This is a genomic window from Streptomyces sp. NBC_01716 (assembly GCF_036248275.1).
GTDB lineage: Bacteria > Actinomycetota > Actinomycetes > Streptomycetales > Streptomycetaceae > Streptomyces.
In genome coordinates, this window is record NZ_CP109181.1 from 7,736,224 (window position 1) to 7,755,707 (window position 19,484).

Below are 19,484 nucleotides of genomic sequence, written 5' to 3' on the forward strand. Positions count from 1 at the left end.
GCCGGTTTGGCCTGTTCTCAACTGCCTCACAGACGAAAGGATCCCCTTCGGTAACCCTACGAACAGCGTCGCGGCGTGCGGCGCGTCACACAGGGGGAGGTACCACTTGAGACGCACAGCGGTGCTCGGCTCGGCCGGCACTCTGCTCGCGGGCACGCTCATAGCGACCACGCTCGCCGCCTCATCGGCGAGCGCCGACGGCCGTGCCGACAGTGGCAGGGCCGCGCAGAGCAAGGAACAGAAGGCACGCAGCGCCCAGGCGGCCGGTGCCGAGGTGGCCGCCGCACGCGCGGCGAAGAAGGGGATCGACTGGGCGGACTGCCCGGCCGAATGGTCCCTGGAGAAGCCGATCCAGTGCGGCTACGTGAGCGTCCCGCTCGACTACGCCCGCCCGAACGGCAAGCAGATCAGGATAGCCGTCGACCGGATCGGCAACACCGGCACGGCGAGCGAGCGTCAGGGCTCGCTCGTCTACAACCCCGGTGGCCCCGGCGGTTCCGGCATGGCGTTCCCGCGCCGCGTCGTGACCAAGAACGCCATCTGGGCGGATGCCGCGAAGGCGTACGACTTCGTCGGCTTCGACCCGCGCGGGGTCGGGCGCTCGACGCCCATCTCGTGCGTCGACCCGCAGGAGTTCGTCAAGGCTCCCAAGGCCGACCCCGTCCCCGACAGCGAGGCCGACAAGCGCGCCCAGCGCAAGCTCGCGGCCGAGTACGCGGACGGCTGCAAGGAGCGCAGCGGCTGGATGCTGCCGCACATGACGACGCCCAACACCGCGCGTGACCTGGACGTCCTGCGGGCCGCGCTTGGCGACAGGAAGCTCAACTACGTGGGCGTCTCGTACGGCACCTACCTGGGCGCCGTGTACGGCACGCTCTTCCCGTCCCATGTACGGCGCATGGTGCTGGACAGCGTGGTGAACCCGTCAAAGGCGAAGATCTGGTACCAGGCCAACCTGGACCAGGACGTCGCCTTCGAGATGCGCTTCGACGACTGGAAGAAGTGGGTCGCCGAGAACGACGCGGCGTTCCACATCGGCGACACCGTCGCGAAGGTCGAGAAGCAGTGGGAGAAGCTTCGCGCCACCGCGAAGAAGGAGCCGATCGGCGGCATCGTGGGACCGGCCGAACTCATCGGCCTCTTCCAGAGCGCCCCGTACTACGACTCCAGCTGGGTGCCGGTCGCCGACATCTGGAGCAAGTACCTGGCCGGAGACACCCAGGCGCTCGTCGACGCCGTCGCGCCCGACCTGTCGGACACGGTGGGCAACGCGCGCGCGGAGAACAGCAACGCCGTCTACACCGCCGTCGAGTGCGCCGACGCCAAGTGGCCCACCGACTGGCGCACCTGGGACCGGGACAACACCCGGCTCCACCGCGACCACCCGTTCCTCACCTGGGCCAACGCCTGGATGAACCTGCCCTGCGCCACCTGGGGCGTGGAGCAGCAGACACCGGTCGAGGTCCGCACGGGCCGGGGGCTGCCGCCCGTACTGATCGCGCAGTCCACGCGCGACGCCGCCACCCCGTACGGGGGCGCGGTCGAACTGCACAAACGGTTCAAGGGCTCACGCCTGATCACCGAGCGGGACGCCGGTTCGCACGGCATCACCAATCTGGCGAACCCGTGCCTGAACGACCGGGTCGAGTCGTATCTGCTCAGCGGCAAGCTCGACAGCCGCGACGTGACGTGCGCACCGCACGCCACGCCCAAGCCGTGACGGGCTAGTCAGGGGGGCGACGGCCGAAGGCGGCCGTCGCCCCCTCTCGCGTCACCGGGCGCGCGGCGATCAGCGGCGCAGGCGCGGGAACTTCTTTCCCGGTGCCCGCTGGGCCTCCTCGGCCTTCACGTCGGCGGCGTACCGGTCCACGTACTCCTGCCCGGACAGCCCGAGGATCGCGTACATGATCTCGTCGGTCACGGCGCGGACCGCGGCCTTCTGGTTCTCCAGGCCCGCGTAGCGCGAGAAGTCCAGCGGCTCACCGAAGCGGATCGTGACCCGCTTGATGCTGGGGATCTTCTGGCCGGGCGGCTGGATCTCGAACGTACCCACCATCGCGCACGGCACCACCGGGACCTGCGCCCTGATGGCCATCACCGCGACACCGACCTTGCCCTTGTAGAGCCGCCCGTCGTGCGAGCGTGTGCCCTCCGGGTAGATCCCCAGCAACTCGCCCTTGCCGAGCACCCCGAGCCCTTCCCGGATCGCCGCCTGGCCGGCTTCCTTGCCCGACCGGTCGACCGGGATCTGGCCGACACCGCGGAAGAAGCCGGCGGTGAGGCGGCCCTTGATGCCGGGCCCGGTGAAGTACTCGGCCTTCGCGAGAAACGTGATCCGCCGCCGGATGATCGCGGGCATCAGGAAGTGGTCGGAGAAGGAGAGATGGTTGCCCGCGAGGATCGCGGCGCCGTCCGCCGGTATGTGTTCGAGCCCTTCGATCCGCGGCCGGAAGAGCAGTCGCAGCAGGGGGCCCAACAGCACGTACTTCAGTACGTAGTAGAACACGGCGTTTCTCCCACTCTGCCGGACCGGCTGCGTCGGTGTCCGCCTGATCACAGCACACAGGCGAGAGTTGAGTCGATCCGTGGGCGGTGGTCGTATCCGGTTCGGATCCGCTTCCGGTCCGGTTCCGGCCCACCGCCCCCGACGGCAGCGGCGGTGCGATCAGGCGCGGGGCGGGGCGGGCACGATCAGCTGCGAGATCGCGGAGATGACCTCGGCGGGGCGCGCCGTCAGATAGAAGTGGTCGCCCTGGAAGACGCGCATCGTGAACTCGCCCGTGGTGTGGTCGCGCCAGCTGCCCGCCTCGTCCAGCGTGCTCAACGGGTCGGCGTCGCCCACGAAGACATGGACCGGGCAGGCGACCTGCGGGGTGCCGGCCGGCCGGTAGGTCTCGATGGCGCGGTAGTCGGCGCGCAGGGCGGGCATGATCAGACGGTGCGTGTCGGGATCGTCGAAGACGGTCGCGTCGGTGCCGCTGAGCGCCTGGACGTTGGCGATGATCGCCGCGTCGCCCTGGCGGTGCAGGGTCTCGTCACGGTACCGGGACGGCGCGCGCCGGCCGGACAGGATGATCCCGAGAGGCGACCGGTCCAGCTCCCGTTCCATCAGCCGGGCCACCTCGAAGGCGACGGCGGCCCCCATGCTGTGGCCGAAGAGCCAGGTCCGGTCCAGATCCTCCAGCGGGAGTTCACGGAAGATCGCGGCGGCGAGGTTCTCCACATTGCCGATGGCCGGTTCCGCGTACCGGTCCTGACGCCCGGGGTACTGGACGGCGAGGACCTCGACCTGCCCGGAGAGCGCCCGGGAGACAGGGAAGTAGTAGCTCGCCGCACCGCCCGCGTGGGGGAAGCAGATCATCCGGGGGGACGTCCGGTCGGCCGGATGAAACTCCCGGATCCAGTTCGACGCGTTGTTGCTTGATATGGCGGCCATCAATCAAGTTCCTCGGATCGGTCCGACTGAAGCCTCTGCCTCAGGCTGAGTTCAGCGTTCATGTGCGCGCGGGCGTGTGGCGACCCCTGCCGGCCCCTATCGACTTAGGGGTAGGGGTGGGGGAATTAGGGGGTCGATCCGCTGGAAGGGCGGTGCGGCAGGACCCTTCAATGAAAGTGACGGTAGCCGACAGTTGGCCCGCCCCTGGTGCCCGCCGTCGCGCGCCAGGCGTACGACGGTACCCGCATCGCCGTGGAAATGCCGTCTCCGGCGAACGGGAGAAAGCACGGATACAGCTGTTCTCGGAGCACCGGAGGGAAATGATGCAGCCCAACCATGTGGCCGGCACGCGAGTACACGAACCCGTCGCCCTGACGTCGGCCGAGCAGCTTGTGCGCGTCGTCAGAGGCGCACCCGGGGAGATGGAACTCGCCGCGTTGCTCGCGGTGCTGTCCGCCCTGACCGGTACACGCGAGCAGGCCGTCGCGTCCTCCGCCGCCAGGCAGCGGCGCAAGTCCCGCTGGGGCGAGGTCCGTTACACGGCGCCGGGCGCCTGGACGGCCGGCCGTGAGAGGGAATGGCGGCACTGAGCCGCCACGGGCGCCGGGGCCTCGCGCGCCGGCGCCAACTGCCGCGCGCAGCCGCCCCCGTACCGCGTGTGACAGATCAACTCCTCCCGCGATCAGCGCGCCGACGCCGGGCCGAAGGGCCCGGCGCCGTCGGCGCGCGGCTGTTCGCGGGTCTTTCGCCTGCCCGGACGGCAGAGTGGGAAGCCGATGGCCGGGCCGGCCCAAGGGGTGGGGCACGTTAGGGGCGATCAGGGGTTGGGGGGTCTTTTCACCCTGCGTAACGTTCCCGGCAAGCGCGCGTCGTGAGTGTCGACGCCCTTTCGACCCGGGGTGGCTTTGGTGAGCAACCAGGAGAAGCTTCTTGACTACCTCAAGCGCGCGACCACGGACCTGCGCACAGCCCGCAGACGCGTCGCAGAGCTTGAGCAGCGTGACCAGGAACCGATCGCCATTGTCTCGATGGCCTGTCGCTACCCGGGTGGAGTGAACTCGCCCGAGGATCTGTGGCGGCTCGTCGACGACGGTGTCGACGCGGTCTCCGAATTCCCGGAGGACCGGGGCTGGGGCGTGGAGAACATCTACGACCCCGAACTCGGCAAACCCGGGAAGACCGCCTCCCGTATGGGCGGATTCCTTTACGACGCCCCGGACTTCGACGCCGAGTTCTTCGGCATCAGCCCGCGTGAGGCGGCCGTCACCGACCCGCAGCAGCGGCTGCTGCTTGAGACGTCGTGGGAGGCGCTGGAGCGCGCCGGGATCGCCCCCGACTCGCTCAAGGGCAGCGCGACCGGTGTGTACGCCGGGGTGATGTACCACGACTACTCCGGCGGCAGCAACGGAGGCAGCATCGTCTCCGGCCGGGTGTCCTACACGCTGGGCCTCGTCGGCCCCGCGGTGACCATGGACACGGCGTGCTCGTCGTCGCTCGTCGCCCTCCACCTGGCGATCCAGTCGCTGCGCTCCGGTGAGACCTCGCTCGCCCTCGCCGGCGGTGTGACCGTGATGTCCACCCCCGAGATGTTCATCTACTTCAGCGAGCAGCGCGGCCTGGCCACGGACGGCCGCTGCAAGTCGTTCAGCGCCGCCGCGAATGGCATGGGCTGCGCGGAAGGCGTCGGGGTTCTCGTACTGGAGCGGCTGTCGGACGCGCGTCGTCTCGGGCATCCGGTGCTCGCGGTGGTGCGGGGCAGTGCGCTGAACCAGGACGGTGCGAGCAACGGTCTGACGGCCCCCAACGGCCCCGCGCAACGGCGGGTGATCAAGCAGGCGTTGGCGAACGCGGGTCTGTCGGCGGCGGATGTGGACGCGGTCGAGGCGCACGGTACCGGGACCACCTTGGGTGACCCGATCGAGGCGCAGGCGCTGCTGGAGACGTACGGGCAGGGCCGCCCGGAGGGCCGGCCGCTCTGGCTGGGGTCGATCAAGTCGAACATGGGTCACACGCAGGCCGCGGCCGGTGTGGCGGGCATCATCAAGATGGTCCAGGCGATGCACCACGGAAAGCTGCCCCGGACGCTGCACGCGGACGAACCGACACGGCAGGTCGACTGGGAGACCGGCGACGTCCAGCTGCTGACGGAGGCGCGGGACTGGCCGAGCGAGGGCCGTCCGCGCCGCGCGGGTGTGTCGTCGTTCGGGATCAGCGGAACGAACGCGCACGTGATCGTCGAGGAAGCCGTCCCGGTCGAGGAAGAGCCGGTCGAGCGGCGGGAGTTGCCCGCGGCGCCCGTGGTCGTGTCGGCGAAGACGCCGACCGCGCTGGACACGCAGATCGAGCGGTTCAAGGCGCGGATGACGGACGCGAACCCCCTCGACATGGCGTACTCGGCCATGACGGGGCGTGTGCTCCATGAGCACCGTGCGGTGCTGGTGGGCTCCGAGACCGTGATCGGCTCGGTCACCGAGGGCAAGGTGGCGTTCCTGTTCACGGGGCAGGGGAGTCAGCGTCTGGGTATGGGGCGTGAGTTGTATGAGACGTTCCCGGTGTTTGCGGCGGCCTTCGATGAGGCGTGCGCTGTTCTTGACCCCGCGGTGCGTGAGGTCATGTGGGCGGATGAAGAGGCTCTGGGGCGTACGGAGTTCACTCAGCCGGCGATCTTCGCGCTGGAAGTGGCGTTGTTCCGGCTGGTGGAGTCGTGGGGTGTCAAGCCCGACTTCCTGGTCGGGCACTCGATCGGTGAGCTTGCCGCCGCGCATGTGGCGGGGGTGTTCTCGCTTGAGGACGCGGGCCGGCTGATCTCCGCACGCGGACAGCTGATGCAGGCGCTTCCGGCCGGCGGGGCGATGGTCGCCATCCAGGCCACCGAAGAAGAGGTAATCCCTTTCCTTACCGACGGTGTGGGAATCGCCGCTGTCAACGGACCCAACTCGGTCGTCGTCTCCGGTGTGGAGGACGAAGTCACGGCGGTTGCCGAGTACTTCACCGACCGCAAGCGGAGCCGGCTGACGGTGTCGCATGCCTTCCACTCGCCTTTGATGGACCCGATGCTGGACGATTTCCGTAAGGTCGCGGAGAGTGTCACGTACTCCGAGCCGGTGATCCGGCTGGTACGGGATGTGGCGTCGGCCGATTACTGGGTCGCGCATGTGCGCGGCGCGGTGCGGTTCGCCGACGATGTCCGTGAGTTGCAGGACCAGGGTGTGACGCGGTTCCTGGAGATCGGGCCCGACGGCGTACTCACCGCGATGGCGGGACAGACTGCGGAGGGCACGCTCGCGGCGACGTTGCGTCGTGACCGTCCCGAGGTCGAGAGCCTGTTCGCGGGTGTGGGCCGGTTGTTCGCGGCCGGTGTTCCTGTCGACTGGGACACGGTCTTCGACGGCCGAGGCGCCCGCCGGGTGGATCTGCCGACGTATCCCTTTCAGCGCAAGCGCTTCTGGCTCGTCGAGCAGTCGAACACGGCCGCCGGTGCGGACGCGGTCGACCACCCGTTGCTGACCTCGGCGATTGTCCTGCCCGACACGGGCGGTGTGGTGTTCACCGGGCGTCTGTCCCTCGACACCCACCCCTGGCTCGCCGACCACGACGTCTTCGGCGCCGTCGTGGTGCCCGGCGAGGTGTTCCTGGAGCTGGCCCTGGCGGTCGCCGAGCAGACGGACCGCGGCCGTGTCGAAGAACTGACCCTGGACGCACCGCTCGTCATGGCCGGCACCGAGGACGACAGGACGCTGCGCGTCATGGTCGACGAGGCCGGGTCCCTCGGCGTGTACTCGCGCCGTGGCGACCAGGCCGCCTGGGTGAAGCACGCCACCGGCGTACTGGCCTTGGCCGATGGGGCCGACGGGTCCTCCTGGACGCGTGACGACGAGACGTACGCCACGGTGCTCGAAGCCGCCTCACGCGCCGCCGGGCTCCACACCGACGGCCGCCACCCGGCCGGCGAGCCGACACTCGCCCATGTGTGGCGCGGAGCTTCTGTACGCGTCGATGCGCAGGGTCTTCCCGTCCTGTCGGTGGAGTCGGTCGAGACACGCGCGATCTCCACTGACGAGGTACGGGCACACACCGGCGGCCGTGAATCGCTCTTCCACGTCGAGTGGGTCACCGCCCCGGCACCCGCCGCGTCCGAGGCCGGCGCTCATGTGGTCTACGAGTGCCCGCCGGTCGAGGAGTCCGCGCCGGAAGGCTTCCGGGCGATCACCCATCAGGTGCTCCCCGTCCTCCAGCGGTGGCTCGACGACGAACAGGCCGCGGACTCCAGGCTCGTGGTCGTCACGCGTGGCGCCACCGACGGCAGCGACCTCGGGCACGCCTCGGTGTGGGGCCTGGTACGCGCGGCGGAGTCCGAGCACCCGGGCCGCTTCGTCCTCGTGGATCTGGACGCCGACACCGACGCCGGCACCGAACTGCCCGACGAGGTGCTGCGCCTCGCCGAACCCGAGATCGCCGTGCGCGACGGCGAGATCCGGGTACCGAGGCTCGCCCGCGTCCCCGCGGTCGAGGAGCGCGTCCCCTCGTGGGGCGCGCACGGCACGATCCTGATCACCGGTGGTCTCAACGGCCTCGGCGCCCTGGCCGCCCGGCACTTGGCCGCCCAGCACGGCGCCAAGAGCCTGCTGCTCACCAGCCGGCGGGGCATGGACACGCCCGGTGCGGCCGAACTGGTCGCTGAACTGACCGGATCGGGCGCCGAGGTGGAGGTCGTCACCTGTGACGTGACCGACCGGGACGCCCTGGCCGCCCTGCTGGCCGAACGGCCCCTGACGGGTGTGGTCCACTCCGCCGGTGTGCTGGACGACGGGCTCATCGGGGCGCTGACGCCCGAACGGCTGGACACGGTCATGCGGCCGAAGGTCGACGCCGCCTGGTATCTGCACGAACTCACCCAGGACCACGACCTCTCCTCGTTCGTGATCTTCTCGTCCGTCGCCGGCACGCTCGGCGGCGCCGGACAGGCCAACTACGCCGCCGCGAACGCCTGGTTGGACGCCCTCGCCCGGCACCGGGCCACCAAGGGGCTGCCCGCGGTGACCCTCGGCTGGGGACCCTGGATCGAGGTCGGGGGCATGGCCGACCGCCTGGACGACGCCGAGCTGGCGCGTCTGCGGCGTACGGGAATGCCGCCGCTGACCCCCGAGGAGGGGCTGGCGCTGCTGGACGCGGCGACCCTGCCGGGACGGCCGGCGATGTCCCTGCCGGTCAGGTTCGACCTGGCGCTGATGCGGTCCCACGCCGAGACGGGGGCGCTGCCCGCGATCTTCGGCGGACTCGTACGGGTCCAGAACCGTCGCGCGCCGGTCGGCCGGGCGTCGTGGGAGCGGCTGTCCGGGATGTCCGTACCGGAACGGGAGAAGTTCCTCCTGGACCTGGTCCGGGGCCATGTCGCCCAGGTGCTCGGACACGGCGGCGGCGACGAGGTGCCGCCGGACCGCGCGTTCAACGAACTCGGCCTCACCTCGCTGGGCGCTGTCGAACTGCGCAACGCGCTCAACACCGAGACGGGGCTGTCCCTGCCCCCGACCCTGGCCTTCGACCACCCGACCCCGCTGGCGATCGCCGAGCTCGTGCACGAAGGGCTGCGGCCGGCGGAGGCCGACCGGGCGGCGACGCTGCTGGCCGAACTGAACCGGCTCGAAGGCGTTCTGACCGAGCTGGCGTCGGACGACGGCGAGGCCCACGCCAAGGTGACGGCCCGGCTCGAAGCCATGTCACGGCGGGCGCGCGACGCCCGGAGCGGGGTGGCGGACGAGCCCGTCGGCGGCCTGGTGGCCGAATCCGATGACGAGTTGTTCGCGGTGCTGAACAAGGAACTGGGACTGTCCTGACGGCTCCCGCCTCTCTGCTGTGTGAACTTTCACGGATTGGTTGATGACGATGTCGAAGGACTCCAACGACGACCGGCTCCGCGAGTATCTGCGGCTTGCCACCGGCGAGTTGCAGCAGACTCGGCGCCGTCTGCGTGAGGTGGAGGACCGGGAACGGGAGCCGATCGCGATCGTGGGAATGGCATGCCGTTTCCCCGGTGGCGCGGTCTCGCCGGAAGGCCTGTGGAACGTGGTCGCCGAAGGCGTGGACACGGTGGGGGAGTTCCCCACCGACCGCGGCTGGGACCTGGACGGTCTGTACGACCCGGACGGGACGCGCGAGGACACCACCTACGTCAACAAGGGCAGCTTCCTTGAGGGCGCCGGCGACTTCGACCCCGAGTTCTTCGGCATCAGCCCTCTTGAGGCGATGGCGATGGACCCGCAGCAGCGGCTGCTGCTGGAGACGTCCTGGGAGGCGGTGGAGCGGGCCGGTATCGACCCGCCATCGCTGAAGGGCAGCGCCACCGGGGTGTTCGCCGGGCTGGTCTACCACGACTACCCGAGCAGCAGTGTGACCGGTGCGCTGGTCTCCGGCCGCGTCGCCTACACCATGGGTCTTGAGGGCCCGGCGGTCACGGTCGACACCGCCTGCTCGTCCTCGCTCGTCGCGCTGGACATGGCCATCAAGGCTCTGCGCAGCGGGGAGTGCTCCCTCGCGCTGGCCGGCGGTGTGACGGTCATGTCGACACCGGTCACCTACGTGGAGTTCAGCCGGCAGCGGGGTCTGTCGACGGACGGCCGCTGCCGGGCGTTCGCCGCGTCGGCCGACGGCACCGGCTGGGGCGAGGGAGTCGGCATGCTCCTGGTGGAGCGGCTGTCGGACGCCCGCCGCAGCGGCCACCCGATTCTCGCGGTGATACGCGGCAGCGCCGTCAACCAGGACGGCGCCAGCAACGGCATCACCGCGCCCAACGGCCCTTCCCAGCGCAGGGTTATCCAGGCGGCCCTGGCCAACGCGGACCTGACGACGGCCGATGTCGACGTCGTGGAGGCGCACGGCACGGCCACCACCCTGGGTGACCCGATCGAGGCGCAGGCGCTGCTGGCCACGTACGGGCAGGACCACACCGAGGACCGGCCGCTCTGGCTGGGTTCGGTGAAGTCCAACATCGGCCACACGCAGGCCGCGGCGGGTGTCGCCGGCGTCATCAAGATGGTCCAGGCGCTCCGTCACGGCACGCTGCCGAAGACGCTGCACGTGGACGAGCCGACCGGACAGGTGGACTGGGCGGCCGGGAACGTCCGGCTGCTCACCGAGACCCGCGACTGGCCGGAGGGCGAGGGCCCGCGCCGCGCCGCCGTGTCGTCGTTCGGGGCCAGTGGCACCAACGCGCATGTCGTCCTGGAGGAGGCCCCGCGCGCCGGGGACGTGCCGGATGTCTCCGGCGAGGACGCACCGGCCGAATCCGTACCCGAGGAGCGGAAGAGCCGTGACCTGCCGGTTGTCCCCTGGCTGATCTCGGGGAAGACCGAGGCCACCGTACGCGCCTACGCCGAGCGGCTGCGCGACGAGGTGGCGGACGCACGGCCGCTGGACGTGGGATGGTCGCTGGCCACCCAGCGCGCGGCGTACGAGTACCGTGCCGCCGTACTGGCTCCCGACCAGGAGGGTTTCGCCCAGGGGCTCGAAGCCCTGGTCCAGGGTGAGGCACCGGTGGCGACGGCCCGGCCCGGTTCCGGCGCGGTCATGGTGTTCCCCGGGCAGGGGTCCCAGTGGGTGGGGATGGCCGTCGAACTGATGGCGTCGTCGCCCGTGTTCGCGGAGCGGATGGCCGCGTGCGAGAAGGCTCTTTCGCCGTTCGTGGACTGGTCGTTGGGCGAGGCGCTCGGCGACGAGGCCCTGCTGGAACGCGTGGACGTGGTGCAGCCGGTCCTGTGGGCGGTCATGGTGTCGCTCGCGGGTCTGTGGCGGCACTACGGCGTCGAGCCCGTCGGCGTGGTCGGTCACTCCCAGGGTGAGATCGCCGCGGCGAGTGTGGCCGGAGCGCTCACGCTGGAGGACGGCGCCCGGGTCGTGGCGCTGCGCAGCAAGGCGCTCCTCGCGCTGTCCGGCCAGGGCGGAATGGTGTCCGTCGCCCTCCCCAGGGACGAGACCGAGCGGCTGATCTCGCGCTGGGGCACCCGCACCGGTATCGCGGTGGTCAACGGCGGTACCTCGACCGTGGTCTCGGGCGAGGTCGGGGCGCTGGACGAACTGATCGCCTCCTGCGAGGCGGACGGTGTGCGGGCCCGCCGGATCCAGGTGGACTACGCCTCGCACTCGGCCCAGGTGGAGCGCATCGAGCAGGAACTGCTCGACGTACTCGCACCCGTCAAGCCCCGCGCCGCCCAGATCCCCTTCTACTCCACGGTGACCGGCGGGCTGCTGGACACCACCGGGATGGACGCCGGGTACTGGTACCGGAATCTGCGCCAGACCGTCGAGTTCGACCTGGTGATCCGCAAGCTCACCGAGCAGGGCGTGGGGGTGTTCATCGAGGCCAGCCCGCATCCGGTGCTGGCCCCGAGCATGGAACAGACCACGATCGGCACACTGCGCCGCAACGACGGCGGCCTCGACCGGCTGCTGACCGTTCTCGCGCAGGCACACACCCACGGCGTGAGCGTCGACTGGGAGAAGGTGTACGAGGGAACCGGCGCCGGGCAGGCCGAGGTTCCGACGTACGCCTTCCAGCACCGCCGTTTCTGGCTGACCGACGAGATCGCGAACGCCGACGCCGCCTCGATGGGCCTGGGCTCCCTCGGCCATCCGCTGCTGGGCGCCATGGTCATGCTCGCGGGCTCGGACGAGGTGGTGCTCACCGGGCGGCTGTCGACCGGATCACTGCCCTGGCTCACCGACCATGTCGTCGAAGGATCGATCCTCTTCCCCGGCACCGGATTCGTGGAGCTGGTGGTACGGGCCGGCGACGAGGTGGGCTGCGGCCGTATCGAGGAGCTGACGATCGAGGCCCCGCTGGTCCTCGCCGAGCGCGGCGGGGTCGCGGTACAGGTCGTGGTCGGAGCGGCGGACGACGGGGGCCGCCGCGAGGTCCAGGTGTACTCCCGTGACCAGGAAGCGACCGACCTGCCGTGGAACCGGCACGCCACCGGTGTGCTCACCGCGAGCACCTCGGCCGGCGGCAGCGAACTGACCGAGTGGCCCCCGCCCGGGGCCGAGCCGCTGGACCTCGATGTCGACACCCTCTACGAGGAGTTGGTCGGCATGGGCCTGGCGTACGGGCCGACCTTCCGCGGGCTGCGCGCCGCCTGGCGGGCCGGCGACGAGGTGTTCGCCGACATCGCCCTGCCCGACGATGCCAAGGCGGACGCCTTCGGCCTGCACCCGGCCCTCTTCGACGCGGGTCTGCACGCCATCGGACTCTCCCCGGCGGGAACCGGCGACTCGGCCATGCTGCCGTTCGCCTGGTCCGGAGTGGAACTGCACGCCGCCGGCGCGAGCGCGCTGCGCGTACGCATCACCGCCGTGCGGGACGGTGTGGCGGCCCTGACGATCGCCGACGCGACCGGGCAGCCCGTCGCGACGGTCGACTCCCTGGTGCTGCGGCCCCTCACGGACGTCAAGACCAAGCCCCGTACGGAATCGCTGTACCACGTCACCCTGGCCCCGGTCCCCGCCGGGAGCACCCAGGCCGAACCGCCGTCCGACGCCGAGATGTTCCGTCTCCCGGGCGGATCGGACGTGCGCGCGGCGGTCAATCTGGCCCTGGAGGCGCTCCAGTCCGCCGAGTCCCGGCTGGTGGTCGTCACGCGCGGCGCGGTCTCCGTCAACGGCGGCGACGTCGCCGACCTGGCCGCCGCGGCCGTCTGGGGTCTGGTCCGCACCGCCCAGACCGAGGACCCCGACCGGTTCTTCCTGATCGATCTGGACGGAGACGCCGACGGGGTGGCGGACGCGGACAACGCCGCGCTGGCACTGGCGCTTTCGACCGGTGAGCCGCGTGTGGTCGTACGCGACGGTGTCGCCCACGCGCCCCGGCTGGCCCGCGTGACCGCGGCGCCCGAGACCGGGGACGCACCGGCGCCGACGTTCGGCGACGAGGTGCTGATCACCGGTGGGGTGGGAGTCCTGGGCGCCCTGATGGCCCGGCATCTCGTCACCGAGTACGGCGTGTCGCGGCTGCTGCTGACCGGTCGCCGGGGCCTGGAAACGCCCGGTGCGGCCGAGCTGGTGGAGGAACTGACCGGGCTGGGCGCCGAGGTCGAGGTCGCCGCGTGCGACGTCGGCGACCGCGAGGCGCTGGCCGCGCTGCTGGCCGGGCGTTCGCTCACCGGCGTCGTACACGCGGCGGGTGTCCTGGACGACGGTGTGATCGCGTCGCTGACACCCGAGCGGGTGGACCGGGTGATGCGCCCGAAGGTGGACGCGGCCCTGTATCTGCACGAGCTGACGCGCGACATGGACCTGAGCGCCTTCGTGCTGTTCTCCTCGGCCGCCGGTGTGATCGGCTCGCCGGGGCAGGGCAACTACGCGGCGGCCAACGCCTACTTGGACGCTCTCGCCGAGCACCGCCGGGCGAGCGGCCTGCCCGCCCAGTCGCTCGCCTGGGGCGTGTGGCAGACCAGCACCGGCATGGCCGGGACCCTGACTGACACCGACAAGTCCCGTATCGAACGCGGCGGCATCCTCTCCCTGTCCCACGCCGAGGGGCTGGCGCTCTTCGACGCCGCCGCGCGGGCGGACGAACCCGCCGCGCTTGTCCCCGTCAAGCTCGACCTGCCCGCCGTCCGCGCCAGTGGCTCCGTACCGGACCTGCTGCGCGGACTGATCCCCGTCGTCACCCGTGGCACCGCCCGCACCCGCGCCGACGCGGACGGGCTCCGCGAAAGGCTCGCCGGGCTGTCCGAGGACCAGCGCCTGGACCTGCTGCTGAACCTGGTCCGCGCCCAGGCCGCCACCACGCTCGGCTACGCCGGACCGCACGCCGTCGACCCGGAGCGCGCCTTCCGTGACCTGGGTGTCGACTCGCTGGCGGCGATGGAACTGCGCAACGGGCTCGGCCAGTCCACCGGTCTGCGCCTGCCCGTCACGCTGGTCTTCGACTACCCCAACCCCACCGTGCTCGCGCGCCACCTCCTCGACGAGGTCTCGGGAACGGTGCACGAGGCCCGTGTCACCTCAGTCGCGACCCCGGCCGGCGACGACCCGATCGCGATCGTCGCCATGGCCTGCCGCTACCCCGGAGGGGTGACCTCGCCGGAGGAACTGTGGCAGCTGGTCGACAGCGGCACGGACGCCATCTCCGACTTCCCCACCGACCGCGGCTGGAACCTGGAGCGGATCTACGACCCCACGGGCACCCGCCCCCGGACCAGCTATGTCGACAAGGGCGGATTCCTGCACGACGCGGCCGAGTTCGACCCCGGCTTCTTCGGGATCGCCCCGAACGAGGCCCTGGTCATGGACCCGCAGCAGCGGCTGCTGCTGGAAGCGTCCTGGGAGGCGCTTGAGCGCGCGGGGATCGACCCGACGACGCTCAAGGGCAGCCCGACCGGCGTGTTCGCCGGAATGATGTACCACGACTACACCCACAACAGCAGCACCGGCGCCATCGCCTCCGGCCGCGTCTCCTACACCCTGGGGCTCGAAGGCCCCGCGGTGACCGTCGACACCGCCTGCTCGTCCTCCCTGGTCGCCCTGCATCTCGCGGCCCAGGCGCTGCGGTCGGGCGAGTGCACGCTCGCCCTGGCCGGCGGCGTCACCGTGATGGCCGCGCCGGACAACTTCGTGGAGTTCAGCGAGCAGCGGGGCCTGGCCACCGACGGCCGCTGCAAGTCCTTCGCCGCCGCCGCCGACGGCGCCAGCTGGAGCGAGGGCGTCGGCATGCTCCTGGTGGAGCGGCTGTCGGACGCCCGCCGCAACGGCCACCCGGTGCTGGCCCTCGTACGTGGCTCGGCGACCAACCAGGACGGTGCCAGCAACGGTCTGACCGCTCCCAACGGGCCGTCCCAGCAACGTGTGATCAAGCAGGCGCTGGCCAACGCGGGCCTCGCGGGCGCCGATGTGGACACGGTCGAGGCGCACGGCACGGGCACCACCCTCGGTGACCCCATCGAGGCGCAGGCGCTGCTGGCCACCTACGGCCAGGGCCGCCCCGACGACCGGCCGCTCTGGCTGGGCTCGATCAAGTCCAACATCGGCCACGCACAGGCCGCCGCGGGTGTCGCGGGCATCATCAAGATGGTCCAGGCGATGCACCACGCCAAACTTCCCCGGACGCTGCACGTGGACGAGCCGACCCCCCAGGTGGACTGGGAGGCCGGAGACGTACAACTCCTCACCGAGCCGAGGGAGTGGCCGCACGACGGCCGCCCGCGCCGCGCGGGCGTCTCCTCCTTCGGCATCAGCGGAACCAACGCCCACGTCATCATCGAAGAGGCCGCCCCGGCCGAGGAAGAGCCGGTGGAGCGGCGGGAGTTGCCCGTCGTCCCCCTGGTGCTGTCCGCCCGGACCCGTACGGCCCTCCAGGCCCAGCTCGACCGGATCACCTCCATCGACGCGGACGAGCTGGATGTGGCGTACTCGGCCGCGACCGGCCGCGCCGCGCTGGAACACCGCGCCGTACGGATCGGCTCCGAGACCGTGATCGACTCGGTCACCGAGGGCAGGCTGGCGTTCCTGTTCACCGGACAGGGCAGCCAGTGGGCCGGAATGGGCCAGGAGCTGTACGCGACGTTCCCGGTCTTCGCCGCCGCCTTCGACGAGGTGTGCGACCTGCTCGACCCCGCCGTGCGCGAGGTCAGCTGGAACGACGAAGAGGCCCTGGGCCGTACCGAGTTCACCCAGCCCGCGATCTTCGCCCTCCAGGTCGCCCTCTTCCGCCTCGTGGAGTCCTGGGGCATCAGGCCGGACCTCATGACCGGCCACTCCATCGGTGAACTGGCGGCGGCGCACGTCGCCGGGGTCTTCGATCTCCAGGACGCCGCCCGGCTGATCACGGCCCGGGGCCGGCTCATCCAGGAACTCCCCTCCGGCGGCGCGATGCTGGCCATCCGGGCCACCGAGGACGAGGTCACGCCGCTCCTCGGCGAACAGGTGAGCATCGCGGCGATCAACACCCCCGGCTCCGTGGTCGTTTCGGGCACCGACGGGGCCGTCACCGCGATCGGGGAGCACTTCGCCGACCGCAAGTCGACCCGGCTGAAGGTGTCGCACGCCTTCCACTCGCCGCTGATGGACCCGATGCTCCAGGAGTTCCGTAAGGTCGCGGAGAGCGTCACGTACCGCGAGCCGGTGATCCAGCTGACCAAGGACGTGGCCTCGGCCGACTACTGGGTACGGCATGTGCGCGAAGCCGTGCGCTTCGCCGACGACGTCCGCCACCTCCAGGAGCAGGGCGTCAACCGGTTCCTGGAGATCGGTCCTGACAGCGTGCTGACCGCGATGGTGCGGCAGAGCGCCGACGGAACGGCCGCGGCCACCCAGCGACGCGACCACCCCGGCACGGAAACCCTCTTCACCGGTGTCGGCCGGCTGTTCGCCGCCGGAGTCCGGGTCGACTGGAACGCCGTCTTCGACGGGCGCGGGGCGCGCCGCGTCGACCTGCCCACCTACCCCTTCCAGCGCCAGTCGTTCTGGATCGAGTCCGGGCGGGGCGCGGACGCGTCCGACCACCCGGTGCTCGACCGGACGGTCGCGATAGCGGGCGCGGACCGCACCGTACTGACGGGGCGTCTGTCGCTCGGTTCACAGCCCTGGCTGGCTGAACACGCCGTCGCGGGCACCCTGCTCTTCCCCGGTACGGGCTTCGTCGAACTGGCCGTCCGCGCGGGCGACGAGGTCGGCCTCGGCCGCATCGAGGAACTCAACCTTGAGGCACCCCTGGTCCTCACCGGAACCACCGCCACGGCCGTACAGGTCGTCGTCGGTGAGGACGACGGCGCAGGCCGCCGGCCCGTCGAGATCTACGCCCGCGGCGCGGACGAACTCCAGCTGCCCTGGACCCGGCACGCCGCGGGCACCCTTGCCCCGGCCGCCGCTGCCCCGGCAGCGTCGATGACCCAGTGGCCGCCGCCCGGCGCCGAGCCCGTCGACCCGACCGGGCTGTACGAGAGCCTGGCCGAGGCCGGAATCGAGTACGGGCCCGCGTTCCAGGGCCTGAAGGCCGCCTGGCGCGACGGCCGGGAGGTGTACGCCGAGATCGCGCTGTCCGCGGCGTCCGACCGTTTCGGGATCCACCCGGCGCTCCTCGACTCGGCCCTGCACACGGTCCCGCTGCTGGCGGAGAACGACCGCATCGTCCTGCCGTTCTCCTGGGCGGGCGTGGAACTGCACGCCTCCGGCGCCACCGCGCTGCGCGTCCGGATGACACCGTCGGGCCAGGACCAGGTGGCCATCCACGCCGTGGACGGCGCCGGGCAGCCGGTCGTCTCCATCGACGCCCTGACCCTGCGTCCGATGGCCGCGGGCTCGCTCACCCGCGTCGACTCGCTCTTCCAGGTCGAGTGGACGCCCGTCGCCGTACGCGAGGACGCCGCCCGGGACATGAAGGTGTGGCGGACCGAGGGCGACGACGTGCCCGCCACGCTGCACCCGCTCCTGAAGGCAGTCCAGGCGGAGACCGACACCCTCGCGGTGGTCACGCGTGGCGCGGTGTCCGTGGCCGGTGAGGATGTCACCGACCTGGCCGGCGCCGCCGCGTGGGGCCTGGTGCGCAGCGCCCAGTCGGAGGAGCCGGACCGGTTCGTCCTGGTCGACGTGGCCGGTGAGGACGAGAAGGCGGACATCGCCCTGGCGCTGGCGGCCGGAGAGCCCCAAGTGGCCGTCCGGGACGGGAAGGTCTACGTACCCAGGCTGCGGGCCGCGTCGGTCGCCGAGTCCGAGCCGTCGACGGTCTTCGGCGACGAGGTACTGATCACGGGCGCGTCCGGCGCCCTCGGCGGACTCGTCGCCCGCCACCTGGTCACCGCGCACGGCGTCCGCCGGCTGCTGCTGACCAGCCGCCGGGGCCCGGACGCCCCGGGGACGGCCGAGCTGGTGAAGGAACTCACCGGGCTGGGGGCCGAGGTCGAGGTCGCCGCGTGCGACGTCGCCGACCGCGAGGCGCTGGCCGCGCTGCTGGCCGGACGTTCCCTCACCGGTGTGGTGCACGCGGCGGGTGTCCTGGACGACGGTGTGATCGCCTCGCTGACACCCGGGCGCCTGGACAAGGTCGTGGCACCCAAGGCCCTGGCCGCCCTGAATCTGCACGAGTTGACCCGCGAGATGGACCTGGGCGCGTTCGTCCTGTTCTCCTCGGCGGCCGGTGTGATCGGCACACCCGGACAGGGCAACTACGCGGCGGCCAACGCCTACCTGGACGCCCTCGCCGCGCACCGCCGCGCCCACGGTCTCGCCGCCCAGTCCCTCGCCTGGGGTCTGTGGACGACCGACTCCGGCATGGCCGGTGACCTGGCCGAGGCCGACCGGCAGCGGATCGACCGCTCGGGTCTCGCGGGACTCTCACCCGAGCAGGGACTCGAACTCCTCGATGTGGCGGGCTCGTTGGCCACTGTGACGCTGGTCCCCATGAGCCTGGACACCAGGACCATGGACGCGGCCGACGTGCCGCCGATCCTGCGCGGCCTGGTACGCGGCACCTCCCGGCGGGTCGTCTCGGCTGACCACGCGGGCGGAGCCGCGGCGCTGCGGCAGCGCCTGGCCGCACTGCCCGCCGACGAGCGGTACGACGAAGTCCTCGACCTCGTCCGTACCCACGCGGCGGCGATCCTCGGCCACGCGGGTCCGGAGGCCGTCGAGCCCGAACGGGCTTTCGGCGACCTGGGATTCGACTCCCTGGGGGCCGTCGAGTTCCGTAACACCCTCAACGCCGCCGGCGGGCTGCGCCTGCCCGCCACGATGATCTTCGACCATCCCACCGCGAAGGTGCTCGCCGAGCACATCGTCGCGGAGCTGGCGCCCGACGGCGACGGCGCGGGCGCCGACGAGGAGACGGTCCGCCGGCTGCTCGGGTCGATACCACTCAGCAGGCTGGCCGACGCGGGACTCATGGACGCCCTGCTCGAACTCGCCGGCGCCAGCGCCACTTCCGGTACGGCCCCGGCCGCCGCGGAGGAGGAGTCGATCGACGCGATGGACGCCGACGCCCTGATCAGCATGGCGCTGCAGGACACCGATCTGGACGAAGCGACGCGGGAAATCTGAGGACACGATGGCCGACACCGACCAGAAG

General features: G+C 71.4%; 5 protein-coding genes and 1 pseudogene. 4 read left to right on the forward strand and 2 right to left on the reverse strand.

Annotated features, from left to right (window positions below; translation table 11 throughout):
• Positions 1-106 precede the first annotated feature (106 nt).
• Positions 107-1,720, forward strand: coding sequence for an alpha/beta hydrolase (locus tag OIE74_RS34640; protein WP_329390832.1), 1,614 nt, complete (start codon positions 107-109; stop codon positions 1,718-1,720).
• Positions 1,721-1,789: 69 nt separating this feature from the next.
• Here the strand turns inward: OIE74_RS34640 and OIE74_RS34645 are convergent, their stop codons facing one another.
• A complete protein-coding gene (locus tag OIE74_RS34645; RefSeq protein WP_329390834.1) occupies positions 1,790-2,506 on the reverse strand; it encodes a lysophospholipid acyltransferase family protein in 717 nt (238 codons plus the stop codon).
• Positions 2,507-2,665: 159 nt separating this feature from the next.
• A complete protein-coding gene (locus OIE74_RS34650) occupies positions 2,666-3,436 on the reverse strand; it encodes a thioesterase II family protein (protein WP_329390836.1) in 771 nt (256 codons plus the stop codon).
• A gap of 320 nt (positions 3,437-3,756) precedes the next feature.
• Here OIE74_RS34650 and OIE74_RS34655 point away from each other — a divergent pair, with 320 nt between their 5' ends.
• The 3 genes and pseudogenes from OIE74_RS34655 to OIE74_RS34665 all read left to right on the forward strand — a co-directional run bounded on the left by OIE74_RS34655 (position 3,757) and on the right by OIE74_RS34665 (position 19,456).
• Complete coding sequence (locus OIE74_RS34655; RefSeq protein ID WP_329390838.1) at positions 3,757-4,026, forward strand: acyl-CoA carboxylase epsilon subunit; 270 nt, start codon at positions 3,757-3,759, stop codon at positions 4,024-4,026.
• Between the two features lie 318 nt (positions 4,027-4,344).
• Positions 4,345-9,270: pseudogene (locus OIE74_RS34660) on the forward strand (type I polyketide synthase); the annotation flags it as partial.
• Positions 9,271-9,313: 43 nt separating this feature from the next.
• Positions 9,314-19,456, forward strand: a complete 10,143-nt coding sequence (locus OIE74_RS34665; RefSeq protein WP_329390842.1) for a type I polyketide synthase — start codon at positions 9,314-9,316, stop codon at positions 19,454-19,456.
• Positions 19,457-19,484: the final 28 nt, after the last annotated feature.

Coding starts and splice junctions, on each gene's coding strand:
- OIE74_RS34650 (WP_329390836.1), bottom strand. CDS start 3,436: ATGGCCGCCATATCAAGCAACAACGCGTCGAACTGGATCCGGGAGTTT.
- OIE74_RS34655 (WP_329390838.1), top strand. CDS start 3,757: ATGATGCAGCCCAACCATGTGGCCGGCACGCGAGTACACGAACCCGTC.
- OIE74_RS34665 (WP_329390842.1), top strand. CDS start 9,314: ATGACGATGTCGAAGGACTCCAACGACGACCGGCTCCGCGAGTATCTG.